This is a genomic window from Burkholderia sp. AU28863, assembly GCF_002223195.1.
GTDB classification, from domain to species: domain Bacteria; phylum Pseudomonadota; class Gammaproteobacteria; order Burkholderiales; family Burkholderiaceae; genus Burkholderia; species Burkholderia sola.
The window spans coordinates 980,981-1,005,323 of sequence record NZ_NKFE01000008.1; the positions used below are offsets into that span (position 1 = coordinate 980,981).

The 24,343-nt window shown below is 67.3% G+C and carries 24 protein-coding genes; 10 read left to right on the forward strand and 14 right to left on the reverse strand.

The annotated features are described in order from the left end of the window. Nucleotides 1-35: 35 nt before the first annotated feature. Nucleotides 36-962, reverse strand: a complete 927-nt coding sequence (rbsK, locus tag CFB81_RS34250; protein ID WP_089438082.1) for a ribokinase — start codon at nucleotides 960-962, stop codon at nucleotides 36-38. A 242-nt stretch (nucleotides 963-1,204) separates the two neighbouring features. On the opposite strand from rbsK, the gene CFB81_RS34255 reads away from it, so the two are divergent. Continuing rightward, a complete protein-coding gene (locus CFB81_RS34255) occupies nucleotides 1,205-2,281 on the forward strand; it encodes a LacI family DNA-binding transcriptional regulator (protein WP_089438083.1) in 1,077 nt (358 codons plus the stop codon). Nucleotides 2,282-2,296: 15 nt separating this feature from the next. On the opposite strand, the gene CFB81_RS34260 is transcribed toward CFB81_RS34255, so the two are convergent. Continuing rightward, complete coding sequence (locus CFB81_RS34260; RefSeq protein WP_089438194.1) at nucleotides 2,297-3,367, reverse strand: lysozyme inhibitor LprI family protein; 1,071 nt, start codon at nucleotides 3,365-3,367, stop codon at nucleotides 2,297-2,299. A 115-nt stretch (nucleotides 3,368-3,482) separates the two neighbouring features. Here CFB81_RS34260 and CFB81_RS34265 point away from each other — a divergent pair, with 115 nt between their 5' ends. Beyond that, entirely contained in the window at nucleotides 3,483-3,764 is a 282-nt protein-coding gene (locus CFB81_RS34265; RefSeq protein ID WP_089438084.1) for a hypothetical protein, read from the forward strand. Nucleotides 3,765-3,766: 2 nt separating this feature from the next. Here CFB81_RS34265 and CFB81_RS34270 read toward each other — a convergent pair whose 3' ends face one another. Together CFB81_RS34270 and CFB81_RS34275 are read right to left on the reverse strand one after the other, a co-directional pair. Next, on the reverse strand, nucleotides 3,767-4,888 hold the full coding sequence (locus CFB81_RS34270; protein WP_218829352.1) for a Fic family protein: 1,122 nt from the start codon (nucleotides 4,886-4,888) through the stop codon (nucleotides 3,767-3,769). A gap of 91 nt (nucleotides 4,889-4,979) precedes the next feature. Beyond that, nucleotides 4,980-5,897: a LysR family transcriptional regulator gene (locus CFB81_RS34275; protein ID WP_069619740.1), complete on the reverse strand. Its 918-nt coding sequence runs from the start codon at nucleotides 5,895-5,897 to the stop codon at nucleotides 4,980-4,982. Between the two features lie 129 nt (nucleotides 5,898-6,026). On the opposite strand from CFB81_RS34275, the gene CFB81_RS34280 reads away from it, so the two are divergent. Then, complete coding sequence (locus CFB81_RS34280; RefSeq protein WP_069619739.1) at nucleotides 6,027-6,752, forward strand: pirin family protein; 726 nt, start codon at nucleotides 6,027-6,029, stop codon at nucleotides 6,750-6,752. A 61-nt stretch (nucleotides 6,753-6,813) separates the two neighbouring features. Continuing rightward, entirely contained in the window at nucleotides 6,814-7,416 is a 603-nt protein-coding gene (gene wrbA / locus CFB81_RS34285) for an NAD(P)H:quinone oxidoreductase (protein WP_089438085.1), read from the forward strand. A 114-nt stretch (nucleotides 7,417-7,530) separates the two neighbouring features. On the opposite strand, the gene CFB81_RS34290 is transcribed toward wrbA, so the two are convergent. The 6 genes from CFB81_RS34290 to CFB81_RS34315 form a co-directional block, all read right to left on the reverse strand. Further along, nucleotides 7,531-7,839: a hypothetical protein gene (locus CFB81_RS34290; protein WP_069619738.1), complete on the reverse strand. Its 309-nt coding sequence runs from the start codon at nucleotides 7,837-7,839 to the stop codon at nucleotides 7,531-7,533. Nucleotides 7,840-8,070: 231 nt separating this feature from the next. Continuing rightward, nucleotides 8,071-8,805, reverse strand: a complete 735-nt coding sequence (locus CFB81_RS34295; RefSeq protein WP_069619737.1) for an LrgB family protein — start codon at nucleotides 8,803-8,805, stop codon at nucleotides 8,071-8,073. Then, nucleotides 8,802-9,173, reverse strand: coding sequence for a CidA/LrgA family protein (locus CFB81_RS34300; protein WP_089438086.1), 372 nt, complete (start codon nucleotides 9,171-9,173; stop codon nucleotides 8,802-8,804). Before CFB81_RS34300 ends, CFB81_RS34295 begins: the two co-directional genes overlap by 4 nt. A 253-nt stretch (nucleotides 9,174-9,426) precedes the next feature. After that, a complete protein-coding gene (locus CFB81_RS34305; RefSeq protein ID WP_089438087.1) occupies nucleotides 9,427-10,461 on the reverse strand; it encodes an alpha/beta hydrolase in 1,035 nt (344 codons plus the stop codon). 53 nt (nucleotides 10,462-10,514) lie between these two features. Beyond that, nucleotides 10,515-10,943: an organic hydroperoxide resistance protein gene (locus CFB81_RS34310; protein ID WP_050015594.1), complete on the reverse strand. Its 429-nt coding sequence runs from the start codon at nucleotides 10,941-10,943 to the stop codon at nucleotides 10,515-10,517. A 225-nt stretch (nucleotides 10,944-11,168) separates the two neighbouring features. Then, on the reverse strand, nucleotides 11,169-11,735 hold the full coding sequence (locus CFB81_RS34315) for a TetR/AcrR family transcriptional regulator (protein ID WP_069619733.1): 567 nt from the start codon (nucleotides 11,733-11,735) through the stop codon (nucleotides 11,169-11,171). Nucleotides 11,736-12,022: 287 nt separating this feature from the next. On the opposite strand from CFB81_RS34315, the gene CFB81_RS34320 reads away from it, so the two are divergent. The 3 genes from CFB81_RS34320 (at nucleotide 12,023) to CFB81_RS34330 (ending at nucleotide 15,512) form a co-directional block, all read left to right on the forward strand. Then, nucleotides 12,023-13,876, forward strand: coding sequence for an ABC transporter ATP-binding protein (locus CFB81_RS34320; protein ID WP_089438196.1), 1,854 nt, complete (start codon nucleotides 12,023-12,025; stop codon nucleotides 13,874-13,876). A gap of 174 nt (nucleotides 13,877-14,050) precedes the next feature. After that, nucleotides 14,051-15,223, forward strand: a complete 1,173-nt coding sequence (locus CFB81_RS34325) for a porin (protein ID WP_089438088.1) — start codon at nucleotides 14,051-14,053, stop codon at nucleotides 15,221-15,223. Nucleotides 15,224-15,302: 79 nt separating this feature from the next. Then, nucleotides 15,303-15,512 carry a glutathione binding-like protein gene (locus tag CFB81_RS34330; RefSeq protein ID WP_256976426.1) on the forward strand — a complete coding sequence of 70 codons (210 nt, stop codon included), beginning with the start codon at nucleotides 15,303-15,305 and terminating at the stop codon, nucleotides 15,510-15,512. Between the two features lie 96 nt (nucleotides 15,513-15,608). Here the strand turns inward: CFB81_RS34330 and CFB81_RS34335 are convergent, their stop codons facing one another. The 3 genes from CFB81_RS34335 to CFB81_RS34345 all read right to left on the reverse strand — a co-directional run bounded on the left by CFB81_RS34335 (nucleotide 15,609) and on the right by CFB81_RS34345 (nucleotide 17,982). Next, nucleotides 15,609-16,073 (reverse strand): sodium:proline symporter, encoded by a 465-nt coding sequence (locus CFB81_RS34335; protein ID WP_089438089.1) that lies wholly within the window; start codon nucleotides 16,071-16,073, stop codon nucleotides 15,609-15,611. A gap of 61 nt (nucleotides 16,074-16,134) precedes the next feature. Then, the gene (locus CFB81_RS34340) at nucleotides 16,135-16,800 is read right to left on the reverse strand and encodes a nitroreductase (RefSeq protein WP_069619728.1); all 666 of its coding nucleotides are present in this window, start codon (nucleotides 16,798-16,800) and stop codon (nucleotides 16,135-16,137) included. Between the two features lie 219 nt (nucleotides 16,801-17,019). Continuing rightward, nucleotides 17,020-17,982, reverse strand: a complete 963-nt coding sequence (locus CFB81_RS34345) for a LysR substrate-binding domain-containing protein (protein ID WP_089438090.1) — start codon at nucleotides 17,980-17,982, stop codon at nucleotides 17,020-17,022. Between the two features lie 57 nt (nucleotides 17,983-18,039). Between CFB81_RS34345 and CFB81_RS34350 the strand changes: the two genes are divergently transcribed. The 3 genes from CFB81_RS34350 (at nucleotide 18,040) to CFB81_RS34360 (ending at nucleotide 21,050) form a co-directional block, all read left to right on the forward strand. Beyond that, on the forward strand, nucleotides 18,040-18,939 hold the full coding sequence (locus CFB81_RS34350; protein ID WP_069619726.1) for a DMT family transporter: 900 nt from the start codon (nucleotides 18,040-18,042) through the stop codon (nucleotides 18,937-18,939). A gap of 566 nt (nucleotides 18,940-19,505) precedes the next feature. After that, nucleotides 19,506-20,660, forward strand: a complete 1,155-nt coding sequence (locus CFB81_RS34355) for a branched-chain amino acid ABC transporter substrate-binding protein (protein WP_089438091.1) — start codon at nucleotides 19,506-19,508, stop codon at nucleotides 20,658-20,660. A gap of 87 nt (nucleotides 20,661-20,747) precedes the next feature. Further along, the gene (locus CFB81_RS34360; protein ID WP_069619724.1) at nucleotides 20,748-21,050 is read left to right on the forward strand and encodes a DNA-binding protein; all 303 of its coding nucleotides are present in this window, start codon (nucleotides 20,748-20,750) and stop codon (nucleotides 21,048-21,050) included. Nucleotides 21,051-21,144: 94 nt separating this feature from the next. Here CFB81_RS34360 and CFB81_RS34365 read toward each other — a convergent pair whose 3' ends face one another. Continuing rightward, nucleotides 21,145-24,192 (reverse strand): FAD-binding and (Fe-S)-binding domain-containing protein, encoded by a 3,048-nt coding sequence (locus tag CFB81_RS34365; RefSeq protein WP_089438092.1) that lies wholly within the window; start codon nucleotides 24,190-24,192, stop codon nucleotides 21,145-21,147. Between the last annotated feature and the right edge of the window lie 151 nt (nucleotides 24,193-24,343).

Sequence of the window (24,343 nt, forward strand, 5' to 3'; positions counted from 1 at the left end):
GGGCCGGGGTTCGGCCGTTCCGTCGCATGCGGAATTCAGGTATCCATACGGATTACTTCGTCGCGCGTCGGGATCGACGTCTGCGCGCCGTGGCGCGTGACGCTGATCGCGGCCGCACGCTGGCCGAAGCCGATTGCGTCGTCCATCGACGCGCCGCCGGCTCGCGCGGCTGCAAACCCGCCGACGAACGTGTCGCCGGCCGCGGTCGTATCGACGGCCGCCACCGCGATCGCACGATGGCGGCCGCTGCCTGCGCTGCCGCGCCAGCAGACGCCGCGCGCGCCGAGCGTGACCAGCACGTTGCCGGCGCCCTTCGCGCACAGCGCATCGGCGGCGCGCGCGGCCGACGCGTCGTCGCCGACGGCGATGCCGGTCAGCGACTCGGCCTCGGTTTCGTTGACGACGAGATAGTCGACCCGCGCCAGCAGTGCATCGAAGAGCGGCTGCGCGGGTGCGGGATTGAGCAGCACCGGCGTGTGATGCGCGCTGGCACAGGCAATCGCGCGCGCCACGGTGGCGACCGGCACTTCGAGTTGGCACACGAGCAGCGCGGCCCCGGCGATCGCGTCGCGCGCCGCGTCGATCCGGTCGGCATCGACGCACGCGTTCGCGCCCGGCACGACGACGATGCTGTTCGCGCCGCCATCGTCGACCGTGATCGTCGCGACGCCGGTCGCCGTGCCGCCGATCCGGTGCAGGTGCGTCACGTCGATGCGCTCCGCCGCCAGCGCCGCGTGCAGGCGCGCACCGAACGCGTCGTCGCCGACGCTGCCGATCATCGCGACCGACGCGCCGAGGCGCGCGGCCGCCACCGCCTGGTTCGCGCCCTTGCCGCCGTGAACGGTCTCGAACGTCGTGCCGAGCAGCGTCTCGCCCGGCACCGGCAGGCGCGGCGCGCGCGTGACGAGATCGATGTTGACGCTGCCGACGACGGCGATACGCGGTAACCGAAGGCCGTTCATTGCTTGATGTAACCGCTTACATTCGCGACCGACAAAATGACCGGAATGGTCGTCGTCTCGGAAAAGTTCGCCATACGGTTTGAACGAGTGTCTGACATAATAGGGAAGCAGCAACAAGATAGCGCTTACATTCTCGCAGGCTTGGTCGAGAATGCAAGCGGTGGTATCACGAATCGAGGGTAAACAATGACGCTTTTGACGGCACATGGCAGCGGCACGGCCGCCACACGCGGAGACGGCCGATGAGCACGCCCCGCGCACGCCGCGGCAGCGGCCGCTCGGTGCTTGGCGACGTCGCGAAACTCGCCGGCGTATCGACCGCGACCGTCTCGCGCGTGTACAACGATCCCGGCAAGGTGTCGGCCGACGTGCAGCGGCGCGTGCGTGACGCGGCGCTCGCACTGAACTGGATCCCGAATGCGGCCGGCCGCGCACTCGCGTCCACGCGCACCCACATCACGGGCGCGATCATTCCGACCCTCGACGATCAGGTGTTTGCATCACAGGTCGCCGGCATGCAGACGGTCATGGCCGAGCACGGCATCACGCTGTTCCTCGGCTGCTCGAACTACGACCCCGCGCAGGCGCTCGCGCAGGTGCGCGCGATGCTGTCGCGCGGCGTGGAAGCGGTGTCGCTGGTCGGCGAAGCGTATCCGCCTGAACTGTTCGAACTCCTTGCGATGCATCGCGTGCCGTACGTCGTTACGTATGCGTACCGCGACGACAGCCCGCACTGCTGCATCGGCTTCGACAACCGCGCGGCGTTCGCGCGGCTCACCACGCACCTGCTCGACCTCGGTCATCGCGATTTCGCGATCATCATGCAGCCGTCGACGGATAACGACCGCGTGCAGGCCCGGCTGCGCGGCATTCACGACACGCTGGCCGCGCACGGGCTCGCGGTGCGCCCCGTGCATCAGCACGAAGGCGCGGCCACGATCGCGTTCGGGCGGGCGAGCCTGCGCGCGATCGCCGACGGCGACGCGGCGACACGGCCCACCGCCGTGATCTGCGGCAACGACGCGCTCGCGCTCGGCGCGTTGCTCGAAGCGCAGGCGCTCGGCATCGACGTGCCCTCGCAGCTGTCGATCACCGGGTTCGACGACATCGCGCTCGCGCGCGAGATCCAGCCGCCGCTGACGACGATGTGGGTCGACACCGACGCGATCGGGCGCCAGGCCGCGCACGCGTTGCTCGACGCGCTCGAGAACGGCGCCACGGGGCCCGGCCATGCGGTCCAGCCCGAGTTGCGCATACGGGAATCCGCGGCGCCACCGACGCAGACGCAGGCCCGCACGGCGCGCAAGAGCAAGACATAGCGGGGCAGCGCCTGCTTACTGCATCACGTCGATCGGCAGCGTCTTGTCGAGATTGTCGTGCCACGCGTGGATCGTCTTCGGCACCGTCTTCTTCCACGCGGGCACGTTCGAGTAGTAACGCATCCGGACATTGTTCTTCGCATCGAACACGAGCAGCCCGATCCACAGATCGGTGCCGCGGCGCATCACGATCGCGGCGTTCGTCGTCGCGATCCCGCGCACCCAGTACGACGTCACGTGTGCGTTGAGGCCGTCGAGGTCCTTTTCGTCGGCGCTGAGATTGACCACGTCGACGAGCGTCTGATAGTCGGCGCCGAGCAGCTTGTACGCGGCCGCGTTCTGCTGTGCGTCGGCGACGACCTTGAGGCTCAGCAGGTCGGCCGGCGGCTTTGACTGCGCCTGCGCGGCGGTCACGTAGTCGCCTGCGTACATGACGCCCATACCGGCGCCGCAATCGACATCGGCACCCTGCTGCGTGACGCGGACGCGCCCGCCCTTCCGGTCGAAATCGAGCCGGCACTTGTCCTTGCGGTAGGTTCCGCTGTCACCGTGCAGCACGATGTTGCCGTCGAGCCCGCCATCATGGGCGCCGTTGTTGGCGTTCAGCTCGAAATGCAGGCGCGGCACCGTGCCGGTAAACGTGAGCACACCGCCGAACGACGGGTTGTCGCTGTCGAGATACCACGTCTGCTGCCAGCGATCGGCCGCCAGCGGCATGCCGTTCAGGCTCGCGAGCCGTTCGCGGTAGCGGTCGCCCAGGCACGACGCATTGCTGCCGCACTGGTCGCGCTGCTTGAGCCACTTCAATTGCGCCGCCTTCAGCGCGGCCGTATCGCCGCCCTTCGCGAGCGCCCTCTTCCACGCCGTCGACAGCTCGCCGTCGAGCTTCGACAGCGCGGTGTCCGCACAGATCGTTTTCTCGGTCGGCGACGCGGCCTTCGCACAGTCGAAGCCGGCCGCATGCGCGACGGGTGGCAGCAACATCAGCAACACGGCCGCCGCGACGGATGACAGGTACGTGCTCCGCTTGCCACTTGCGCAACGTGCAGCACGCTCGCGCGCATTCGATCGGTTCTGGGTTCTCATCGGCTTGATCGTCGCTGAGTCGCGCACCGTAGAAGCTACCTGCACGCGACATTCGAGGTAAAAACGCCCGGCCCGGCATGCGGCGCATGGCGCCGCCCGGCGAAGCGTAACCCGAATGCGCGACGCCGATCAATCGACGTTCGATGTCGTCGCAACCCAGTCGGCGGCCGCGCTGCGACGCACGATACCGGCGCGCAACGCCGCTTTCGTCTCGCGACCCATGATCCCGATGAACACGATCATGCGAGCGCCGTCCGCGTGGTCGGCCGTCGTCTTCCAGCGACGAGAACCGGATGCGCCGCGCGGCGACCTGCCACACGCGGGTGGCAATCGCACCCGCTGCATCGGCCACGCACACGATGCCTTTCGCGCGCAGGACGAGACGAGCCGGCAATGACGTCAGCCGTCGAACGGCACCAGCTCGTAACTCGTGCTCCGCCCGCCGGACTGCGAGCGCCGCAATATGCGCTGCTCCACGAGATCCGTGATGTCGCGCAGCGCCGTGTCTTGCGAGCATTTCGCGAGAGCGGCCCACTTGGTAGTCGTCAGCTTCCCTTCGAAGCCGTCGAGCAGGCGATTCATGACCTTGAGCTGGCGTTCGTTCATCGCGACGCCCGCGCATCGCTGCCAGAAGCGCGCCTTGATCAGCACCGCATCGAGCGTCGTGTGCGCATGATCGATGGCGCGCCCCAGCGTATTCAGGAACCACGCGAGCCACTCCGTGACGTCGAGCGAGCCGCGCTGCGTGCGCTCCAGCACGTCGTAATACGCGTTGCGCTCGCGCTGGATCTGCGCGGACAGGCTGTAGAAACGCTGCGGGCTTCGATCCGCGCGCGCCAGCACCAGATCGCCGAGCGCGCGCGCGATACGACCGTTGCCGTCGTCGAACGGGTGGAGCGTGACGAACCACAGGTGGGCGAGGCCGGCCCGGATCAGCAAGGGCTCGGCCGGCGGCGCGTTGAGCCACGCGAGAAAGCGCCCGATCTCGCGCGACAGGCGGGGGGCCGGCGGCGCCTCGACATGCACGCGCTGCCGGCCGATCGGCCCGGAGACCACCTGCATCGGCCCGCTCGCATCCGTGCGCCACCCGCCGACCGTGATCCGCGACAGCCCCGAATAGCCGGTCGGAAACAGCGCGGCATGCCACCCGAACAGCCGCGCTTCGGTGACCGGTGCGGCAGAATGGGTCGTCGCATCCAGCACCATGTCGACGACGCCTTCGACGTGGCGATCGACCGGCGCCAGCGCGCCGATGTCGACCCCGAGCCGGCGCGCGATCGATGACCGCACCGATGCGACATTCAGGTTCTCGCCCTCGATCGCGCTGGTCTTGACGACGTCCTCCGTCAGCGCGGCCAGGCTTGCCTCGTCGCGCAACGTCAGGCCGACATCCGCCAGTCGGCCGACGAGCATGCCTTGCGCACGGCTGACGTCGGCGAGCGGCGCGGCGAGGACCGGAAGGTCGAAGCGCCAGGCCGGCCAGTCGGCCGATTCCCAGATAAAGGTGTAATCTCCGCTCATGATGCGGAGATTATCCGCCCATTCGCCGCATGACTCAACAACCTCCGCAAATCTTGCGGAGATTATGCCCCCATTCACCGCAAGCAGCCGGCTACCGTACCCGGCCCGCCGCGCTCGCTCCCGCCGGCGCCGGCTCCCCGAGCCGCTCCGCGAGAAACCCGATGAACGTGCGTAGCGTGACGAATCCTTCCCGGTGCTGCGGAAACACCGCGTTGAGCGTGATCGGCGGCGGTGCGTACGCGTCGAGCACCGGCACGAGCGCACTGCTGTCGAGCGCCGCGCCGACGATGAAGTGCGGCAGCCGCGCGATGCCGAGCCCCGCGATCGCGGCGTCGCGCACCACTTCGCCGTTGTTCGCGACGAGCGGCCCCTGCACGTCGAACGTGCGCGCCGCGCCGTCGACACGGAATTCCCAGCCGACCCGCCGCTCGCGCCCGTACAGCAAGCACGTGTGGCCGGCGAGATCGGCCGGCGTCTGCGGCGTGCCGTGCCGCTTCAGGTAGGCTGGGCTCGCGCACGCGATCATCCGCCACGCGCCGAGCGGACGCGCGATCAGCGTCGAATCCTCGAGCGAGCCGATCCGCAGCACGAGGTCGAAGCCCTCGCCGATCAGGTCGACGCGCCGGTCGGTCAGGTCGAGGTTCAGCCGCACGGCCGGGTGCGCGGACAGGAATTCGGCGATCAGCGGCGACACGTGCGTGATCCCGAACGACAGCGGCGCGCTGATCTTCAGCGAGCCATGCAGCTCGGTGCTGCGCACCGACATCGCCTGTTCGGCATCGGCGATCTCCGCGAGGATCCGCTGCGCGCGCGCATAAAACTCCTGCCCGGATTCGGTGACCGCGAGATTGCGGGTATTGCGATGCAGCAGCCGCACGCCGAGCGACGCCTCCAGCGCCATCGTGCGCCGGCTGACGAACTGCTTGGACAGCATCAGCTGATCGGCCGCCGCCGTGAAACTGCCTGCATCGACGGTCGCGACGAAGATCCTCAGGTCGTTGAGTTCCATATTGTCCACTCCATAGCGACAGTCATTATCTCTACAGCGATTTATTCGTCAAATCGATTGACCTAAGATTCATCTCAACGAACGGCCGAGCCCACTTCCGAGGTCCGGCGACTTCAAGGACAAAAAATCATGATCGATATCCGTGCAGCAAACCAACGTGGCCGTGCGGAGCATGGCTGGCTCAGCTCCCGTCATACGTTTTCGTTCGCGAATTACTACGATCCGAAGCAAGTCGGCTTCTCCGACCTGCTCGTGATCAACGACGACCGCGTTGCCCCGGGCCGCGGCTTCGGCACGCACCCGCACCGCGACATGGAAATCCTGTCGTACGTGCTCGACGGCGCGCTCGAACACAAGGACTCGATGGGCACCGGTTCGGTGATCGTGCCGGGCGACGTGCAGCTGATGAGCGCCGGTACGGGCGTGCGCCACAGCGAGTTCAATCACTCGCCGGACACGCCGGTCCACTTCCTGCAGATCTGGGTCGGGCCGGCCGAAAAGGGTGCCGAGCCGCGCTATCAGCAGACGAATGTCGCGGCCGACGACAAGCGCGGCAAGCTCGCCCTCGTCGTGTCGCCGAACGGCGATGCCGGTTCGCTGAAGATCCGGCAGGACACCCGGATTTACGCGGGCCTGTTCGACGGCGACGAAAGCACTACGCTGGAACTGGACCCGGACCGCTTTGCTTACGTGCACGTGGCGCGCGGCAGCGTGACGGTCAACGGCGTGACGCTCGGCGAAGGCGACGGCGCGCGCATCCGCGGCGAACAGGCGCTGACGATCGCCGACGGCAAGGATGCCGAGGTGCTGGTGTTCGATCTGCGTCCGGTCGAAGTGACGGCCGAATGGGCGTGACGCCCGTTCGGGAAACCGGGCCCCGCTGAGCGCGGGGCCCTTTTAATCGGAGATTCGCAACATGGCCAAGGTTCTCGTTCTGTACTACTCGTCCTACGGGCACGTCGAAACGATGGCGCAGCATATCGTGGAGGGCGCGCAATCGGTGCCCGGCGTCGAGGTCACGCTCAAGCGCGTGCCGGAAACGATCCCCGTCGACCAGGCCCGCGCGATCGGCGTGAAGGTCGACCAGGCTGCGCCGGTCGCCACGGTGGACGAACTCGCCGACTACGATGCGATCATCTTCGGCACGCCGACCCGCTTCGGCAACATGGCCGGCCAGATGCGCACGTTCCTCGACCAGACCGGCGGCCTGTGGATGAAAGGCGCGCTCGTCGGCAAGATCGGCAGCGTATTCGCGTCGACCGGCACGCAGCACGGCGGCCAGGAAACGACGATCACGTCGTTCCACACGACGCTGCTGCATCACGGGATGGTGATCGTGGGCGTGCCGTATGCGTGCAGCGGCCTCGTCAACATGAACGAAATCACCGGCGGCACGCCGTACGGCGCGACCACGCTCGCGGGCGCGGACGGCAGCCGCCAGCCGAGCGCGAACGAACTCGACATCGCGCGCTACCAGGGCAAGCACGTGACGGAACTCGCGAGCAAGCTCGCGTCGTAACGCGGGGGCCTCGCGGGCCCGCAGTCCTGCTGTCCTGCTATCCCGCCATTGCGCACATGAACGAACGGCGCCGGGTCGACCGGCGCCGTTCGTCCTGTGCAACGCGTTCGACCGTTACTGGCCCGAAGCCGGCGCGGCCGGCGCCGCGTTCGCCGCGGGCGCCTTCTGCACGGCGTTCTGCGGATAGTTGCTCTGGTCGTTGGTCAACCGGTAGCCGCTGCCGGTGCCGATCGCCTTCAGGTCCGACGCGTGCCGCGCGCGGGCCGCCTTGCGCGCCGCCTTCTTCTGCGCCTTGGCGAGCTGCTTCTGCGTCGGCGCGGACGACGCCGCGTCCTGCGCGTATGCCGCCGGCGCGGCGGTCAACAACAGGCCGAACGACGCCGCTACTGCTACTGCCACCGAAACCACGCGAGACTGCTTCATGGCCGATCTCCTTGTCGATTGTTGAGTGTGGGTCGGACACCGGCGTGCACGCGACGGCTTGCGACAACGGCGCCGATGCAACGTTAGCCGATCGGCGCGCAAATGTCCGTGTGCGTTCCTGAATTGTCCTGATAACGTCGACGATACATGCGCGCCGGGTGCGCGGTCCTTTCGGCCTGCCGTCCGCGCCATCGGGGAAACCGATACCCCGGGGCGGACGCGGGCTGGCGCTCAGATCCAGCGCGACAGCACCGGCAGCAGGATCGGTACGACGAACGCCGTCAGCACGCCGTTCAGCCCCATCCCGAGCCCGGCGAACGCGCCGGCTTCCTCGCTGACCTGGAACGCGCGCGCGGTGCCGATCCCGTGCGACGCGACGCCGAGCGCGAAGCCGCGCACAGCCGGCTCGTCGATCCGCAGCACGTTGAGAATGCCGCGCGCGCACACCGCACCGAAGATCCCGGTCGAGATCACGAGCACGGCGGTGAGCGACGGAATGCCGCCGATCTCGGCGGCGACGGCCATCGCGATCGGCGTCGTCGCCGATTTCGGCGCGAGCGACGCGATCGTCTGGTGCGACGCTCCGAACAGCGCGGCGATGCCGACCGCCGACACGATCGCGGTCAGCGAACCGGCGAGCAGGCCCACGAGCAGCGGCAGCGCGGCGCGCCGCAGCTTCGACCACTGGCGGTACAGCGGCAGTGCGAGCGCGACGGTCGCGGGGCCGAGCAGGAAGTGGACGAACTGCGCGCCTTCGAAATACGTCGGATACGGTGTATGCGTGAGCGTCAGCAGCACGACGATCATCGCGACCGCGATCAACACCGGATTCGCGAGCGGATTGAAACGCGCCCGCGCATAAACGGCCTGCGCGAACAGATACGCGACCAGCGTGATGGTCAGGCCGAGCAGCGGGCTCGCGGCGAGATAGACCCAGATCGCGCCGAGCTTCGGGAACGCCGTCATTGCGCGCTCTTCGCGGTGCCGCCCGCGCGGCGCTGGCGTCGCAGCAGCGCGCGCGTGACGAGCGCCGTCACCGCGATCGCGAGCGTGGTGCTGACGGCCAGCGCGACGACGACCGCGACCGCGTCGCCGCGCACGCGGTCGGCCGACACCATGATGCCGACGCCGGCCGGCACGAACAGCAGCGACAGGTGACGCAGCAGCTCGAGCGCGGTCGGCTCGATCGCATCGGCCGCCTGCGGGCGCAGCATCACGAAGCCGAACAACAGCAGCATGCCGATCACGGGGCCCGGCACCGGCAGGCCGAACAGATAGGACACGCCTTCCCCGAGACACTGGAAGATCAGCAAGACCGCGAACGCCTGCAACATGAACCGCTTCTCCCGAACGTGGCCGCGCTACCGTGCAACCGGCCGATGAGCCGGCGGCTGGCGACGCCGGCGTGAACGATACGCGCGATCGTACCAACAATGCCGACGGCCGGGCGCGATTGTGCGACGGCGCGTTCGCCATTCAACCGTTTCGCACGACCTGCTGCCGGTATCGGAGAAACACCCACACGCAAAAAACGGCGGGCACCTGCCCGCCGTCCTGTCGCGCCGCTTCGAACGATCGCCGATCGCGTTACTTCAGCCGCGTCGCGATTTCATTGGCCATCGCCTTCGTCGCGGCCTTCGTCGGCGCATCGTCGGCCAACGCGTTCAGCAGACCGAAATCATGGATCGTGCCGTCGTAGCGCGTGGTCGTCGCATCCACGCCGGCCGCGTCGAGCTTGCGGCCGTATGCTTCACCTTCGTCACGCAGCACGTCGAACTGCGCGACCTGGATCAGCGCGGGCGGCAATCCCTTCAGCTGCGCGAGGCTTGCGCGCAGCGGCGATGCGTAGATCTCGTTGCGTTGCGCTTCGTTCTTCGTATAGGCGTCCCAGAACCACTTCATCATCGGCCGCGTCAGGAAGTGGCCCTGCTGGTATGCGTTGTACGAACCCGTGTTGAAGTTGTGGTCCGTGACCGGCCACATCAGCCCCTGGAAGCGGATCGCGGGGCCGCCCTTGTCCTTCGCCATCAGCGCGACGGCGGCCGACATGTTCCCGCCGACGCTGTTGCCGACCACCGCGAGGCGGCTGCCGTCGACGCCGATCTCCGCGCCGTGCGCGGCCACCCACTTCGTCGTCGCATACGCCTGGTTGATCGCGACCGGGTAACGCGCTTCCGGCGACGGCGTGTAGTTCACGAACACCGCGACGGCGCCCGACTGCACGACGAGATCGCGCACGAGGCGCTCGTGCGTCGGAAAATCGCCGAGCACCCAGCCGCCGCCGTGGATGAACACAAATACCGGCAGCGTGCCCGTCACGCCTTGCGGGCGCACGATCGTGACCGGCACCGACAAGCCGTCCTGTTCGATCGTGCGGTTCGACACGTCGATGCCGGACAGATCCACCTTCACGCCGCTCTGCGCGTCGACCAGCACCTGGCGCGCCTTCGCGGGGCTCAACGTTTCGAGGCCCGGGCCCTTCTGGCCGTTCAGCGCGGCGAGGAACGCGCTCGTCTTCGCATCGGGACCGACGGCATCGGCGCCGGCGGCGAACGCGGCAGGTACGGCGGACAGTGCGGCTGCGACGGCGGCGGCGATCAGCAGCGGCTTGACGATCTTCATGGTGCGACTCCTTGGTCGAATCTTCGAATGACGATGAATGGCTGGCAGGCGACTTATTGGACGAGGGTGAGCGTGACGTCGATGTTGCCGCGCGTCGCGTTCGAGTACGGGCAGACGACGTGCGCGCGGTCGATCAGCGTTTGCGCGATGTCGCGATCGAGGCCCGGCAGCGAGATCTTCAGTTCGACTTCGATGCCGAAACCGTTCGGGATCGCGCCGATACCGACGCTGCCTTCGATCGCCGCGTCCGCGGGGATCGCGATCTTGTCGCGCGCCGCGACGAACTTCATCGCGCCGATGAAGCACGCGCTGTAGCCGGCGGCGAACAGTTGTTCGGGGTTCGCGCCCGCACCGCCCGCGCCGCCGAGCTCGCGCGGCGTGGTCAGCTTCAGGTCGAGGCCGCTTTCGGGCACCGTCGCACGGCCGTCGCGGCCGCCGGTGGCTTTTGCATGGGCGCGGTACAGCACTTTTTCGATCGACATGACAGACTCCTTTTCAGCAAATGAATGAAACAATCTTCGAACCGGGGAGCGCGCGCCGGCGGCTCCCGCCTCGGCTTCGCATTCGTTTATCTACTCATAGATAGACAAACATCCCCAAAAAATGCAGCCGGATGATCCGTCTGCGCCAAATCATCTATCTACTGAATGATAGATAACGAGATTCAATAAAAAGGCGGCAAACCGCCTCACTGCTTGCGCCGCCCGTCAGGGCCGCGTTTTCCAGACGGCCTCGACGTCCTCGAGACGCGCCCGCGTGTGAAACAACCGGCTGGCCAGCACGCTGCCCTGGAACGCCGCGTACAACGTGCGCGCCGCGGTTTCTGGCTCGCCGCTGAACTGCAGCGTGCCTTCCTTCGCGCCTTGTGCGAGCAATTCCGCAAGCCAGCTTTCGTTGGCCTTGAAGAACGCCTGCACGGCCTGCCGCACGTTCTCCGGCAACGTTTCGATGTCGGACGCGAGCATCCCGCACAGGCAGATCAGGTTGCCGTCGCCGAGCGTGCGGCCGAACATCTTCGTGTACAGGCTCAGCTTCACGTCGGCCGGCAACGCCGGATCGATCGCCCGCACGGCCGCGAGGACTTCGTCGCTGTAGGCCGCCACCGCTTCCAGCACGAGATCGTCCTTCGACGGGAAGTAGTAGTGGATGCTCGACGTCTTCACGCCCACCAGGTCGGACAGGTCTCGATAACTGAAGCCGTTGTAACCGCGCTGCATCATCAGCGTGATCGCGTGGTCGAGAATCTGTTCGCGGACGGTCGGTTTCGTTTCCATGGATCGAACTTTATCTACTCATAGATAGATAGTCAAGCGATTTTTTTAAGGGCGTGATGAACCGCCTGCGAGCCGATGCGCCAGTCCGGCGCCATTCGCAGGGCCGACGCGACTTACAACCGGCCTGCAGCACGATCGAATCGATGCGACACTTGGCGCCGGGCCATACGATCGCGGCGCAACGTCTGTCGGCTGGACGGACGTGCCGGCGCACGATCACCATATCGCGTCCGGCCCGGCATCACCGGCCGGCCCGCCGCGTCAGGCCGCATAAGGAGAACAAGTCGATGTATTCGTGGTTTGAACGGCGCCTGCCGACTTTCCCGCTCGAAGATCCCGTCACGCCGCCGAAGGGATTCTTCTCGTTCGTCTGGGCGTGCACGAAAGGCGCGCGCGGCTGGATCCTGCTGATCGCGCTGACGTCGGCCGCACTGGCCGCGTACGAAGCCGCGCTGTTCGCGATGATGGGGCACGTGGTCGACTGGCTGTCGTCGTCGACGCCGGCCGAATTCGGCGGCCGCCACTTCGGCACGCTCGCCGGTTTCGCGGCGATTCTCGTCGGCAGCGCGCTGCTGATCGCGCTGCATACGATGGTCAAGCACCAGGTGCTCGCGATCAACTTTCCGATGCGGCTGCGCTGGCTGTTTCACCGGCTGATGCTCGACCAGAGCCTGTCGTTCTACGCGAACGAGTTCGCGGGCCGCGTGACGACCAAGATCATGCAGACCGCGCTGGCGGTGCGCGACGCGCTGTTCATGTCGGTCGACGTCGTGATCGGCGTCACCGCGTACCTGATCGGCATCCTCGCGCTCGCCGCGAGCTTCGACTGGCGGCTGATGATTCCGCTCGTGCTGTGGGCGCTCGGCTACGGCGCGGCATGCGCGTATTTCGTGCCGCGCCTGGGCGCCGTCGGCAGCCGACAGGCCGACGCGCGCGCGCTGATGACGGGCCGCATCACCGATGCGTATTCGAACATCACGACCGTGAAGCTGTTCTCGCATACGCGGCGCGAAGCCGACCACGCGCGCCGCGCGATGGAAGCGTTCAAGGCGACCGGCGACGCGCAGATGCGGCTCGTCAGTGCGTTCGAGATCGTCAACCACCTGCTGTCGACGCTGCTGCTGGTCGGCTCGGCCGGGCTCGCGCTGTATCTGTGGATGCACGGCGAGGCGAGCGCGGGCGTCGTCGCGGCCGTGATCGCGATGGCGCTGCGCCTGTCGAGCTACTCGCACTGGATCATGTGGGAAATGACGGAGCTGTTCGAGAACGTCGGCACGATCCAGGACGGCATCAACACGCTGACGAAGGTGCGCAGCGTGGTCGACGCGCCCGATGCGAAGCCGCTTACGGTGCAGCGCGGCGAAATCGTGTTCGACAACGTGCAGTTCGCGCACGAGGACAACGATCGCGCGGTATTCGACGGGCTGAACCTGACGATCCGGCCGGGCGAGCGGATCGGCCTGATCGGCCGCTCGGGCGCCGGCAAGTCGACGCTCGTGAACCTGCTGCTGCGCTTCTACGACGTGGGCGGCGGCGCGATCCGGATCGACGGGCAGGACATCGCGCACGTCACGCAGGACAGCCTGCGGGCCGCGATCGGGATGGTGACGCAGGATACGTCGCTGCTGCACCGGACGATGCGCGAAAACCTGCTGTACGGCCGCCCCGATGCGACCGAGCGCGAGATGCAGGACGCGGCCGTGCGCGCGGAAGCGGCCGAGTTCATCGACCGGCTGCGCGACCGCCACGGCCGCAGCGGCTACGACGTCGAAGTCGGCGAACGCGGCGTGAAGCTGTCGGGCGGCCAGCGCCAGCGCGTCGCGATCGCCCGCGTGATGCTCAAGGACGCGCCGATCCTCGTGCTCGACGAAGCGACCAGCGCGCTCGATTCCGAGGTCGAAGTCGCGATCCAGCGCAGCCTCGACACGCTGATGAACGGCAAGACGGTGATCGCGATCGCACACCGGTTGTCGACGATCGCCGCGATGGACCGGCTGATCGTGCTCGACGAAGGGCGCATCGTCGAGGAAGGCACGCACCAGCAGTTGCTGCAGGCAGGCGGCATTTACGCGGCGCTGTGGGCGCACCAGAGCGGCGGGTTCCTCGGCGAAACGGCGGACGCGGAAAGCGTGGCGCAGTAGGGACTGCCTGCACGATGCACGAGATATCCGCGCGCCGCGCGTCAATCCGTTGCATGCGCATCCATCGCCGCGCCGCCTCATAACGATCCGACAATTTATTGGTTCCCTCGACGATACGCCGTCCGTATCGTTCACCGATTCGTCAGACCAATCGACCAACGGGGGAATCCAACCATGAAACAGATCCGGTCATTCGCGCTGCTCGCCCTGCCGGCCGCGCTCGTCGCCGCCGGCGCCCACGCACAAAGCAGCGTCACGCTGTACGGCATCGCCGACGCGGGCATCGCGTACGTCCACAACGCGCAGAACGCGAACGGCAGCAACGCGTCGAGCCTCGTGAAGTTCAGCAGCGGCAACCTGTCGGGCAGCCGCTGGGGGCTGCGCGGCATCGAGGATCTCGGCAGCGGCCTGTCCGCGCTGTTCCAGCTCGAGAACGGCTTCAACATCGGCACCGGCGCGCTCGGCCAGGGCCAGCGCGAATTCGGCCGCAAGGCCGTCGTCGGCCTCGCGAGCAGCACGTACGGCACCGTGACGCTCGGCCGCCAGTACGATCCGGTCGTCGATCTCGTGCAGGGCCTCACGCAGGACAACTACTTCGGTGGCGTGTTCGCGACGCCGGGGGATCTCGACAACTACGACAACAGCCTGCGCGTCAGCAACTCGGTGAAATACACGAGCCCGCTGATCTCCGGCTTCCAGTTCGAGGCGCTGTACGGCTTCGGCGGCGTCGCGGGTGCGACCGGCAGCGGCCGCACGTACAGCTTCGGCGCGAGCTATGCGAACGGCCCGCTGTCGCTCGGCGCCGGCTACTTCTACGCGAACGGCGGCACGACGGTCGCGAACGGCGTGCGCACGTGGTCGAGCAGCTCGGACACGCTGTTCAACACCGTGATCAACCAGGGCTTCTCGAGCGCGAAGTCGATCCAGATCGTGCGCGTGGCCGGCCAGTACGTGGCCGGGCCGGCGACTTTCGGCCTCGCATATTCGAACACGCAGTACGGCGCGGACACGCTGTCGGCATTCAGCCAGAACGCGAAATTCAACAACGGTTCGGCATTCTTCAACTGGCAGTTCTCGCCGGCATTGCGCGCGGGCGTCGGCTACAACTACACGTCGCTGACGGGCCCGGCTTCCGCGCACTACAACCAGGTCAACCTCGGCGCGGATTACGCGCTGTCGAAGCGCACCGACCTGTATGCGCTGTTCGGCTATCAGAAAGCGAGCGGCAATACGCTCAACGCGAGCGGGGCGACCGTGAAAGCGGCCGCGTCGGTCGGCTCGTACGGCGTGAACTCGGGCACCGATACGCAGGAACTCGCGATCGTCGGCATCCGCCACAAGTTCTGATCGTCGCGTTGCACGCCGCCCGAGCAGCGCGATACCGTGCGCATCGCGCAATGCGCGCGGTATTCCGGCTGTCGACACCGTGCTGGCCCGGCAGCCGTTTCTTGCCGGCGATGCGGTCACGCTCGCCGACATCGCGGCCGGCACGTACCTTTACCGGAATTTCGAACTCGATATCGCGCGACCCGACGTGCCGCCCGTCACCGCGTGGTACGAACGATTGAAGGCGCGCCCCACGTATCGCACGCACGTGACGATTCCATTCGACGATCTGCGCGGAACGCGCGGCTGAGCGGGTGCGAGGCCGGCAGCGTCGCCGCCTCGCGCACGACGCGATCGCGGGCTCCCGCCGCGCGGGCCATACCGCAACGCAGCCGGTTCGAAGCCATTACGCCGATTCGCGTCGGGCGACATAGTAAACCGCGGCTGCCGTGATCCCGAATATCAGATGAGCGATCAGCGTGATCGCACCGCGCACCGGGATGAACCACGGAAAGATCGCCGTGAACCCGTACAGGTTCACGCCGTACAGGAGAAGCCCGAACGCGCCGCCCGCGAACAGCGCGGCCACGCACGACAGACCGTGAACCAGCCGTGCCAGCACGGCCGCATAGGCCAACGAAAGCATCGCATGCACGAGCGTCGCCACGCCCATCACCAGCGGATCGAAGCCGCCGGACGCACCGAGTACGCTTCGCCCCATCACGATCGCGGCCGTGAGGCGCGCGTCGCGGAACAGATTCTGGACGGCGTCGTCGCCGGCGATTGCCCAAAGCAGCAACTCGACGACGGTCGATCCGACCGCCGCGCCAAATGCTGCCCAGAGAATCGAAACCACACGCGCTTGTTTCAATGCTCGTCCTCATGGCGGGGCCGATCGATGCATCGAGCGCACCGCCGTGCAAAGCGGCGTACTACGCCCCTTCGCAGTCCGACCAGTACGCAAACGGATCGCGATGTTTCGGATAGTGCTCGTCCAGCCATTTCAGCAGCGTCGCCCGCGCATTGTCCATGTCGGCCTTCAACGACGACGTCGTCAGTTCGTGCACTTCGATGGACTTTTCCCGATCGATCACGAAGCAGTTCCAGTCGGGGCCGTCGAGATCCGGATCGTCGGATGCCTTCGACGACTTGCTCCAGCCGAAACGCTTGCGCGCATCGATGTAGTAGCGCGGATGCACCTTCAGATACGACATCTCGCCGCCCTGCAGGCTGCTCTCGGCGCGCAGCACGTCGCGCTCGTCGACGATCTGCGTGACTTCGGGAAGCCGGCGCGAGCGCCATCCGGCAGGCAGCGTCGCCACCGCGCGGATGCTGTCGTACGTGCCCCACTCGAGGCCCCACGCTTCGGCCATGCGCTTCATGAACGCGTCGGCGCTCGGATAGCCGCGCAACTGGATGCGGGTCGACAGCGTGACTTCCACCCCGCCGCGACCGCCGGATGCGCTCGACACCTCGTCGTCCGTTGCGAACGGATTGCCCGGACGCGGCGATTCGCGCTTCGCGTCCGTGGGCGCCAGGCCGGAAAAAAGTTGATCCAGCGCCGCACGCGCTTTCGACGATTTGTCTGGTCTGTTCATCGGTTCCCTTTTATGCAAATTTGAACCCGTACTGTAATGGTTGGTGATTGCCGTGCCGTCGGGCAAAGGCTCGATTCCGCTTCACTGCGGCGATCTCGCCGTATTCCGCGGCTGCATTGTAACGATTTGGCGGCCGCGGCCGAGCGAACGTGACAGCGGCCCGCCACACGCATGACGCGGGTGCCGAAGCGCTCGCCTGCGCGAACCGCCGGGGGCGCGCTACCGGAGCGCCTTCACCATCCGCTCCATCAACGCGAGGACCTCCGGCCGATTCTCTCCCTTCGCATGCACGAAGTGATAGCTGAGCAGCGAATCGACCTCGTGACGGCTCACGCGCACGAGCGCGCTACGCTGCAGATACGCATCAGCAAGCGGCGTGCGCGCAAGCGCGACGCCCAGCCCCGCTTCGGCCGCCGCGAGCACGAGGTTGTAATCCTCGAACCGGCGATCGTGCGCCCGCGGCTTGAACGGAATGCCGAGCGCATCGAACCACGTGCGCCAGCCGGTCACGTCGGAATCGTGCAGCAACGGCATGTCGAGCAGCGCGGCGTCGCCCGTTGCGCGGCGCATTCTGGCCAGTTGCGCGGCGAGCCGCGGATGGGCAACCGGATACAGCCGTTCCGGCATGAACGGCCGGGTTTCGAGCTGACGCCAGTTGCCGCGCCCGTACCGGATCGACAGATCGGCTTCGCCGCCGGCGATATCCACGTTGCGCAGTTCGATACCGAGCTCGATGCGCAACGCGGGCGCTTCACACTCCAGCGCCTGCTGCCGCTCCAGCAGCCAGAGCTGCGCGAACGCAGGCACCACGCTCATCCGGACCAGCCGCGGCGTGCGCGGCGAGCGCCACTGATCGGCCGCGCTGTCGATGATCGCGAACGCCTGCTCGATCCGCCCGACGAAGCGCTGCCCGTCCGGCGTCAGGCGCACGCCGCGCGCATGCCGTTCGAACAGCGCCATCCCGAGCCAGTTTTCCACGGCGGCCACCCGTCGGCTGATCGCGCCGTGCGTGACGCCGGAGGCGTCGGCGGCCGCGAGAAACGAACCCTCGCGCGCCACCGTGCAGACCGTCTCCAGGCTCGCGAGCGGCGGCCGCGGGGCCGGCATCGGTACGGCGGCCACCGGGCGCACCGGCGCCGGACCGTCGGCCCGCCGCGCCCGCGAGCTGTGAGCCATATTCATATCCGGGTATTGATCTGTGCGCTAGCTTAACATCTCGCGACGCCGCACCATGGCTGCATGAATACGCTTTCGTCATCGACGTCGCGCGGCGCGCGACAACCGCTCGTCGCGGCAGCGGCGGTCGCGTTCACGATCGTCTCGTGGGCGTCCGCGTTCCCGTTCATCCGGATCGGCCTGCACGGCCTCGCGCCGCTGCAGCTCGCGGCCGCGCGCTTCGCGACCGCCGCGTTGCTCGTGATCGCGTGGCTCGCATGGCGGCGGCCGCCGCTGCCGACGAAAGTCGACGCGTGGCGCTTTCTCGCATGCGGCCTGCTCGGCATCGCACTCTACAACGCGCTGCTCAATACCGGCGAACAGACGGTGTCGGCCGGCGCGGCGAGCTTCATCGTGAACACGCTGCCGATCTTCACCGCGTTGCTGGCCGCCGTGTTTCTGCGCGAGCGCTTCAATCGCTGGGGCTGGCTCGGGTCGCTGGTCAGCCTGGCCGGCATCGCGGTGATCGCACGAGGGCAGCCCGGCGGCCTTGTCCTCGGTTCGGGGAGCACGCTGATCCTCGCCGCGGCGCTGTGTTCGGCCAGCTATTTCGTATTGCAGCGGCGGCTGATTCCCGTGTACGGCGCGCTGCCGTGCACCGCGTACACGCTGCTGGCCGGTGCGGTGCTGCTCGCGCCGTGGCTGCCCGGCGCGCTCGTATCGCTCGGCGGCGGGTCGCGCGACACGGCGTTGGCCGTCGTCGTACTCGGCGTCTTTCCCGCCGCGCTCGGTTACGCGACCTGGACCTTCGCGCTCGGCTACTTCGGCGCGGCGCGCGCGGCCAGCTTTCTCTACCTGACGCCGGCGGTCGCGACCCTCCTGTCGGTGGTGCTGACGGGCGAGCGGCCCGGCATCGCGACGGCGTGCGGCGGCCTGCTGGCGATTGCGGGGGTGGTGGTCGTCGCATTGCGCGGACGGTCATAGCGGCGAGCATGCAGCGATGTGCGTGGCCGACGCGACGCCGGGCCCAAGACGCCCCGCGCTTTGCCGATCTGGAAGGACGGTTCGGTCCGTGCAATCGGCACCTATTCATCGATGCCACCAAACTTGACCGTTAGTTGCATAACTGACGGCAATCGACGTCGATGAATCATGGCCATGAAACCGGATACGCGAGGCGCAATCGACCAAACTGTGCAGACAAATCGACCGAACAGTTCCCGATTGACCGCCAGCCAGTGTCCATGGCTTCGCCGTGGCGACCGGCCGAATAATGGATGCGGCCGTCAGGCTGACGACAGCGAACCGCAATCCGCGGGCCGCGGCGGCCCGCTGTACGGTGTGCCGCAGCACACAGAAGCGGGTTCCGATATATTCATACGAATTGCATGGCGTCGGGGTGCCCGTCCGCTCGCCCGGGCGGCCGGTCATCCGGCCGGACGCCATGCAAGCGACGCCCGTGACGGGTGGCAAAAATCGTCGGATCGCGCCCGGCCCCCAGCCGGCCGGTCGAGACGTCAATAGAAAGACATTCAATTCGGAGATGGCAGATGGAACGAAGCACTGTCGGCATGCGCTGCAACCCCCTGATCACCGTTGCACTGGCTGCCGCCGCGTTCGCGGCCGCGACGAGCGCGATGGCCGACCAGGTCGTGAAGATCGGCAGCGTCGAACCGACGACGGGTGGCATTTCGCACCTCGGCAAGGACAATGAAAACGGCGCACGCCTCGCGGTCGAGGAAATCAATGCGAAGGGCCTGACGATCGGCGGCAAGAAGATCACGCTGCAACTCGACGCGCAGGATGACGCGGCCGACCCGCGCCAGGCGACGCAGGTGGCGCAGAAGCTCGTCGACGACAAGGTCGTCGCCGTCATCGGCCACCTGAACTCGGGCACGTCGATTCCGGCGTCGAAGATCTACAGCGACGCGGGCATCGTGCAGATCTCGCCGTCGGCCACGAACCCGACCTACACGCAGCAAGGCTTCAAGACGACCTACCGCGTGGTCGCGACCGACGCGCAGCAGGGTCCGGCGCTCGCGAGCTATGCGCAATCGAAGGGCGTGAAGAGCGTCGCGGTGATCGACGATTCGACCGCGTACGGCCAGGGCCTCGCGAACGAGTTCGAGAAGAAGGCGAAGGCGCTCGGCCTGAAGGTGCTGTCGCACGACGCGACCAACGACAAGGCGGTCGACTTCCGCGCGATCCTGACGAAGATCAAGGGCGAGAACCCCGACGCGATCATGTACGGCGGCATGGACGCCACCGGCGGCCCGCTCGCGAAGCAGGCGAAGCAGCTCGGCCTGCGCGCGAAGATCCTGTCCGGCGACGGCGTGTGCACCGACTCGCTGGCCCAACTGGCCGGCCCGGCGGCCGACAACGTGCTCTGCTCGCAGGCCGGCGCGGCGCTCGAGAAGATGCCGGGCGGCGCGGATTTCCTCGCGAAGTACCAGAAGCGTTTCAACCAGGGCATCAAGTTCGACGCGCCGTTCGCGTATGACGCGGTCTACATCGCGGTCGACGCGATGAAGCGCGCGAACTCCACCGACCCGGCGAAGATCCTCGCGGCGATGCCCGCGACGAAGTACGACGGCGTGATCGGCACGACGACGTTCGACGCGAAGGGCGACCTGACGCACGGGATCATCTCGATCTACGGCTACAAGAGCGGCAAGAAGACCTTCCTCGACCAGGTGAAGATGTAACCCGACGCGGCGCCGGCACGACGGGAACGCCACTCGTCGGCGCCGGCGCCGCGCGGGCCGATTTCAGAGTCACGGAGACGAAGCATCATGTGTGCAATGGCGTATGCGGAATTCCAACAGGAGTTGAAGAAGGCGCAGTTGACGGCGCGCGAGTTCGCCCGCCTGATCCGGATGAACGAAAGTTCGATCACCAACTATTCGAGCAAGGGCACCGTCCCTTCCCACCTCGCGGTCATCGCGAAACTGATCGGCACGCTGGCCGCGCACGAGATCGATTTCCGGCGCGTGATCCGGCAAATGCGGATCGAGCCGAAACGGCCGCGCGGCGGCGGCGTGTTTCCCGCGGCTGAAAAACCGCGTTCGCGGAAAGCGGCGAAAGCCGACGCCTGACCGCGCCGGCGAAGGTCGACAGCGGCACGGGGGTGGCCGCTCGACAAGCGATCGACGCCCCGTTACCGGCCGTGCGCCCCGCACCGCCCTGTCGTCATCCCACCGCCCGCACGTGATCGAGCAGCGCCTGCAACGGGTGGCGCACCTGCTTCGCCGACAGGCGCTTCACCTGGCTGCGACACGAATACCCGGTCGCCAGCACCTCGCCTTCCGCGTCCGCCCCATCGACGTGCGCGGCCCACGACTGCGCATAAATCGTCTTCGACGTCGCGAGATTGCGCGCCTCGTGTCCGTACGTACCTGACATCCCGCAGCACCCGGCCGCCTGAACCTGCAAGCGCAGCCCACGACGCGCGAACACCTGCGCCCATTGCTTGCCGCTGTCCGGCGCATGGGTCTTCTCGGTGCAGTGCGGCAGCAACCGATACGAAACCGTCGCCCCGCCCGCACCGGCTTCCGGCAGCGCATCCAGCAGCCATTCCTGCGGCAGCGCGACCTTCGGCACATCGGCGAGCCCCGTCACCTTCAGGTATTCCTGCCGATACGTGAGCGTCATCGCCGGATCGAGGCCGACCAGCGCGACACCCGAGCGCGCCAGCGCGGCCAGTTGCGTCGCGTTGCGGATCGCGGCCCGTTCGAATGCGCGAAGAAACCCCTGCACGTGCAGCGCCTTGCCGTTCGGCGCGAGCGGCGCGAGCCACACCTGAAAGCCCAGGCGCGCCGCCAGCTCGATCAGCGTCGCCAGTTGCTCGGTATCGAAATAGCGCGTGAACGCGTCCTGCACGATGACGACGCTGCGCGCGCGCTGCGCATCGCTCAGCGCGGCGAGCGCATGCGCATCGGCCGGCTTCACGCGCCACGCGCGGATCACGGCCGCGAGATCGAAGCGGCTCAGCAGCGGGCTGTCGACCATGCCGACGTGGCGCTCGAGCAGCGTCCGCACCCAGCCGGCACCCATCAGCCCGTTGTACAGCGCCGGCACGCGCGCCATCCACGGCATCGTATATTCGAGCGAGCCGATCAGGTAGTCGCGCAGCGGCCGCAGGTAACGCTGGTGATACAGCTCGAGAAAGCGCGAGCGAAACTCGGGCACGTTGACCTTGACCGGGCACTGCCCCGCGCACGACTTGCATGCGAGGCACCCGGCCATCGCGTCGTACACCTCGTGCGAGAAATCCGCGTCGCCGTCGCGGACGTTGCGGCTGTTGCGCCAGCGCTCGGCCAGCCCGCGCAGGAACGGCTGCCGCGTGCGCGCCGCCGCGACGACGTCGACACCGGCCTGCCCTTGCAGACGCAACCATTCCCGCATCAGCGACGCACGCCCCTTCGGCGACTGCACGCGTTCGCGCGTGGCCTTCCACGACGGGCACATCGCGTCGTCCGGATCGAAGTTGTAGCACGCGCCGTTGCCGTTGCAATGCATCGCGGTGCCGTAGCTTTGCCACACGCGCTCGTCGATCTGACGGTCGTGATCGCCGCGCGTCGGCACCTCGTCGATCTTCAGCAGTCGCAGCGTCGAGTCCGGCGGCGTCGCGATCTTGCCCGGGTTGAACTGGTTGTGCGGATCGAACGCGGCCTTCAGCTGCTGCAGCGACGGATACAGCTCGCCGAAAAACGCCGGCGCATATTCGGAGCGCACGCCCTTGCCGTGCTCGCCCCATAAAAGGCCACCATGCCGCTGCGTGAGTTCGGCCACCGCGTCCGACACGGGCCGCACCAGCGCCGCCTGCTTCGGGTCCTTCATGTCGAGCGCCGGGCGCACGTGCAGCACGCCCGCGTCGACGTGGCCGAACATCCCGTACTGCAGCCCGTGGCCGTCGAGCAGCGCGCGGAATTCGGCGATGTACGCGGCGAGGTTCTCGGGCGGCACCGCGGTGTCCTCGACGAACGGCTGCGGACGCGCCTCGCCCTGCACGTTGCCGAGCAGCCCGACCGCACGCTTGCGCATCGCATACACGCGCTTCACCGCGTCGTCGCCGGCCGCGAGCGTGTGGCCGAGACGCGCCACGCTCGTATCGGTGCGCAGATGCTCGACGAACGCACGCACGCGCGCATCGACGTCGTGTTCGTCGTCGCCGCTGAATTCGATCAGGTTGATGCCAAGCGTCGGACGCGCGTCGTCCTGCGGGAAATACTCGGCCACGCTGCTCCACACGAAGTCCTTCATCGCGAGCATCAGCACCTTCGAGTCGACCGTCTCGATCGACAGCGGCTTGAGTTCGAGCAGCGCGCGTGCGTCGCGCAGCGCGTCCATGAAGCCCGCGTAACGCACGTTGACCAGTACCGAGAACTTCGGGATCGGCAGCACGTTGAGCTTCGCCTCGACGACGAAGCCGAGCGAGCCTTCCGCACCGCACAGCACGCTGTTCAGGTTGAAGCGGCCGTCCGCTTCGCGCAGGTGCGCGAGGTCGTAGCCGGTCAGGCAACGGTTGAGCTTCGGAAACTTCGCGTCGATCAGCGCGGCCTTGTCGTCGCTGATCCGCCTCGCGGTGCGATACACCTTGCCGACGCGGTCCTGCCGCGCGCAGCGGCGTTCCAGTTCTTCATCGTCGAGCGCGTCGCTGTGCAGCCGCTCGCCGCCCATCAGCACGAAATCGAGTTCGAGCACGTGATCGCGCGTCTTGCCGTACGTGCAGCTGCCCTGCCCGCTCGCGTCGGTGTTGATCATCCCGCCGACGGTCGCGCGGTTCGACGTCGACAGCTCCGGCGCGAAGAAGAGCCCGTGCGGCTTCAGCGCCGCATTGAGCTGATCCTTGACGACGCCCGCCTCGACGCGCACCCGACGCCGCGCGACGTCGATTTCGAGGATCCGGTTCATGTTCCGCGACAGGTCGACGATGATGCCATCGGTCAGCGACTGCCCGTTGGTGCCGGTGCCGCCGCCGCGCGCGGCGACCGCGACGTCGCGGTGCGCGGGCTCGGCCAGCAGCCGGGCCAGCAGCTGGACGTCTTCCGCATGCGCGGGGCAGACCACCGCCTGCGGCAGGCGCTGATAGATCGAGTTGTCGGTCGCCTGCACGGTCCGGTTCGCGTGGTCCGCCTGGATTTCCCCGGCGAAGCCGGCCGCCCGCAGCGCGGCGAGAAAATCGCGGTAAACGTTCACGGACGGGCTGGCGGGACGGGGCAACGGGACGATCGACATGGGGTAAAAACGCAATGTGGGTGGAGCCGACCGGTTCGCGCGCGCCAAAACATGATTTTTTGGCAAGTTTCCGCACAACCGGGAATTCCAGTATCTTTGGATATCCCGCCAGAAACAAACGAATTCTCATCCGGCGAAACTTGCATAAAAC

What these genes read in the sequence shown, in the direction of transcription:
- rbsK (WP_089438082.1), bottom strand. Translation starts at nt 962, where the DNA reads ATGAACGGCCTTCGGTTACCGCGTATCGCCGTCGTCGGCAGCGTCAAC.
- CFB81_RS34255 (WP_089438083.1), top strand. Translation starts at nt 1,205, where the DNA reads ATGAGCACGCCCCGCGCACGCCGCGGCAGCGGCCGCTCGGTGCTTGGC.
- CFB81_RS34260 (WP_089438194.1), bottom strand. Translation starts at nt 3,367, where the DNA reads ATGAGAACCCAGAACCGATCGAATGCGCGCGAGCGTGCTGCACGTTGC.
- CFB81_RS34265 (WP_089438084.1), top strand. Translation starts at nt 3,483, where the DNA reads ATGCGCGACGCCGATCAATCGACGTTCGATGTCGTCGCAACCCAGTCG.
- CFB81_RS34270 (WP_218829352.1), bottom strand. Translation starts at nt 4,888, where the DNA reads ATGAGCGGAGATTACACCTTTATCTGGGAATCGGCCGACTGGCCGGCC.
- CFB81_RS34275 (WP_069619740.1), bottom strand. Translation starts at nt 5,897, where the DNA reads ATGGAACTCAACGACCTGAGGATCTTCGTCGCGACCGTCGATGCAGGC.
- CFB81_RS34280 (WP_069619739.1), top strand. Translation starts at nt 6,027, where the DNA reads ATGATCGATATCCGTGCAGCAAACCAACGTGGCCGTGCGGAGCATGGC.
- wrbA (WP_089438085.1), top strand. Translation starts at nt 6,814, where the DNA reads ATGGCCAAGGTTCTCGTTCTGTACTACTCGTCCTACGGGCACGTCGAA.
- CFB81_RS34290 (WP_069619738.1), bottom strand. Translation starts at nt 7,839, where the DNA reads ATGAAGCAGTCTCGCGTGGTTTCGGTGGCAGTAGCAGTAGCGGCGTCG.
- CFB81_RS34295 (WP_069619737.1), bottom strand. Translation starts at nt 8,805, where the DNA reads ATGACGGCGTTCCCGAAGCTCGGCGCGATCTGGGTCTATCTCGCCGCG.
- CFB81_RS34300 (WP_089438086.1), bottom strand. Translation starts at nt 9,173, where the DNA reads ATGTTGCAGGCGTTCGCGGTCTTGCTGATCTTCCAGTGTCTCGGGGAA.
- CFB81_RS34305 (WP_089438087.1), bottom strand. Translation starts at nt 10,461, where the DNA reads ATGAAGATCGTCAAGCCGCTGCTGATCGCCGCCGCCGTCGCAGCCGCA.
- CFB81_RS34310 (WP_050015594.1), bottom strand. Translation starts at nt 10,943, where the DNA reads ATGTCGATCGAAAAAGTGCTGTACCGCGCCCATGCAAAAGCCACCGGC.
- CFB81_RS34315 (WP_069619733.1), bottom strand. Translation starts at nt 11,735, where the DNA reads ATGGAAACGAAACCGACCGTCCGCGAACAGATTCTCGACCACGCGATC.
- CFB81_RS34320 (WP_089438196.1), top strand. Translation starts at nt 12,023, where the DNA reads ATGTATTCGTGGTTTGAACGGCGCCTGCCGACTTTCCCGCTCGAAGAT.
- CFB81_RS34325 (WP_089438088.1), top strand. Translation starts at nt 14,051, where the DNA reads ATGAAACAGATCCGGTCATTCGCGCTGCTCGCCCTGCCGGCCGCGCTC.
- CFB81_RS34340 (WP_069619728.1), bottom strand. Translation starts at nt 16,800, where the DNA reads ATGAACAGACCAGACAAATCGTCGAAAGCGCGTGCGGCGCTGGATCAA.
- CFB81_RS34345 (WP_089438090.1), bottom strand. Translation starts at nt 17,982, where the DNA reads ATGAATATGGCTCACAGCTCGCGGGCGCGGCGGGCCGACGGTCCGGCG.
- CFB81_RS34350 (WP_069619726.1), top strand. Translation starts at nt 18,040, where the DNA reads ATGAATACGCTTTCGTCATCGACGTCGCGCGGCGCGCGACAACCGCTC.
- CFB81_RS34355 (WP_089438091.1), top strand. Translation starts at nt 19,506, where the DNA reads ATGGAACGAAGCACTGTCGGCATGCGCTGCAACCCCCTGATCACCGTT.
- CFB81_RS34360 (WP_069619724.1), top strand. Translation starts at nt 20,748, where the DNA reads ATGTGTGCAATGGCGTATGCGGAATTCCAACAGGAGTTGAAGAAGGCG.
- CFB81_RS34365 (WP_089438092.1), bottom strand. Translation starts at nt 24,192, where the DNA reads ATGTCGATCGTCCCGTTGCCCCGTCCCGCCAGCCCGTCCGTGAACGTT.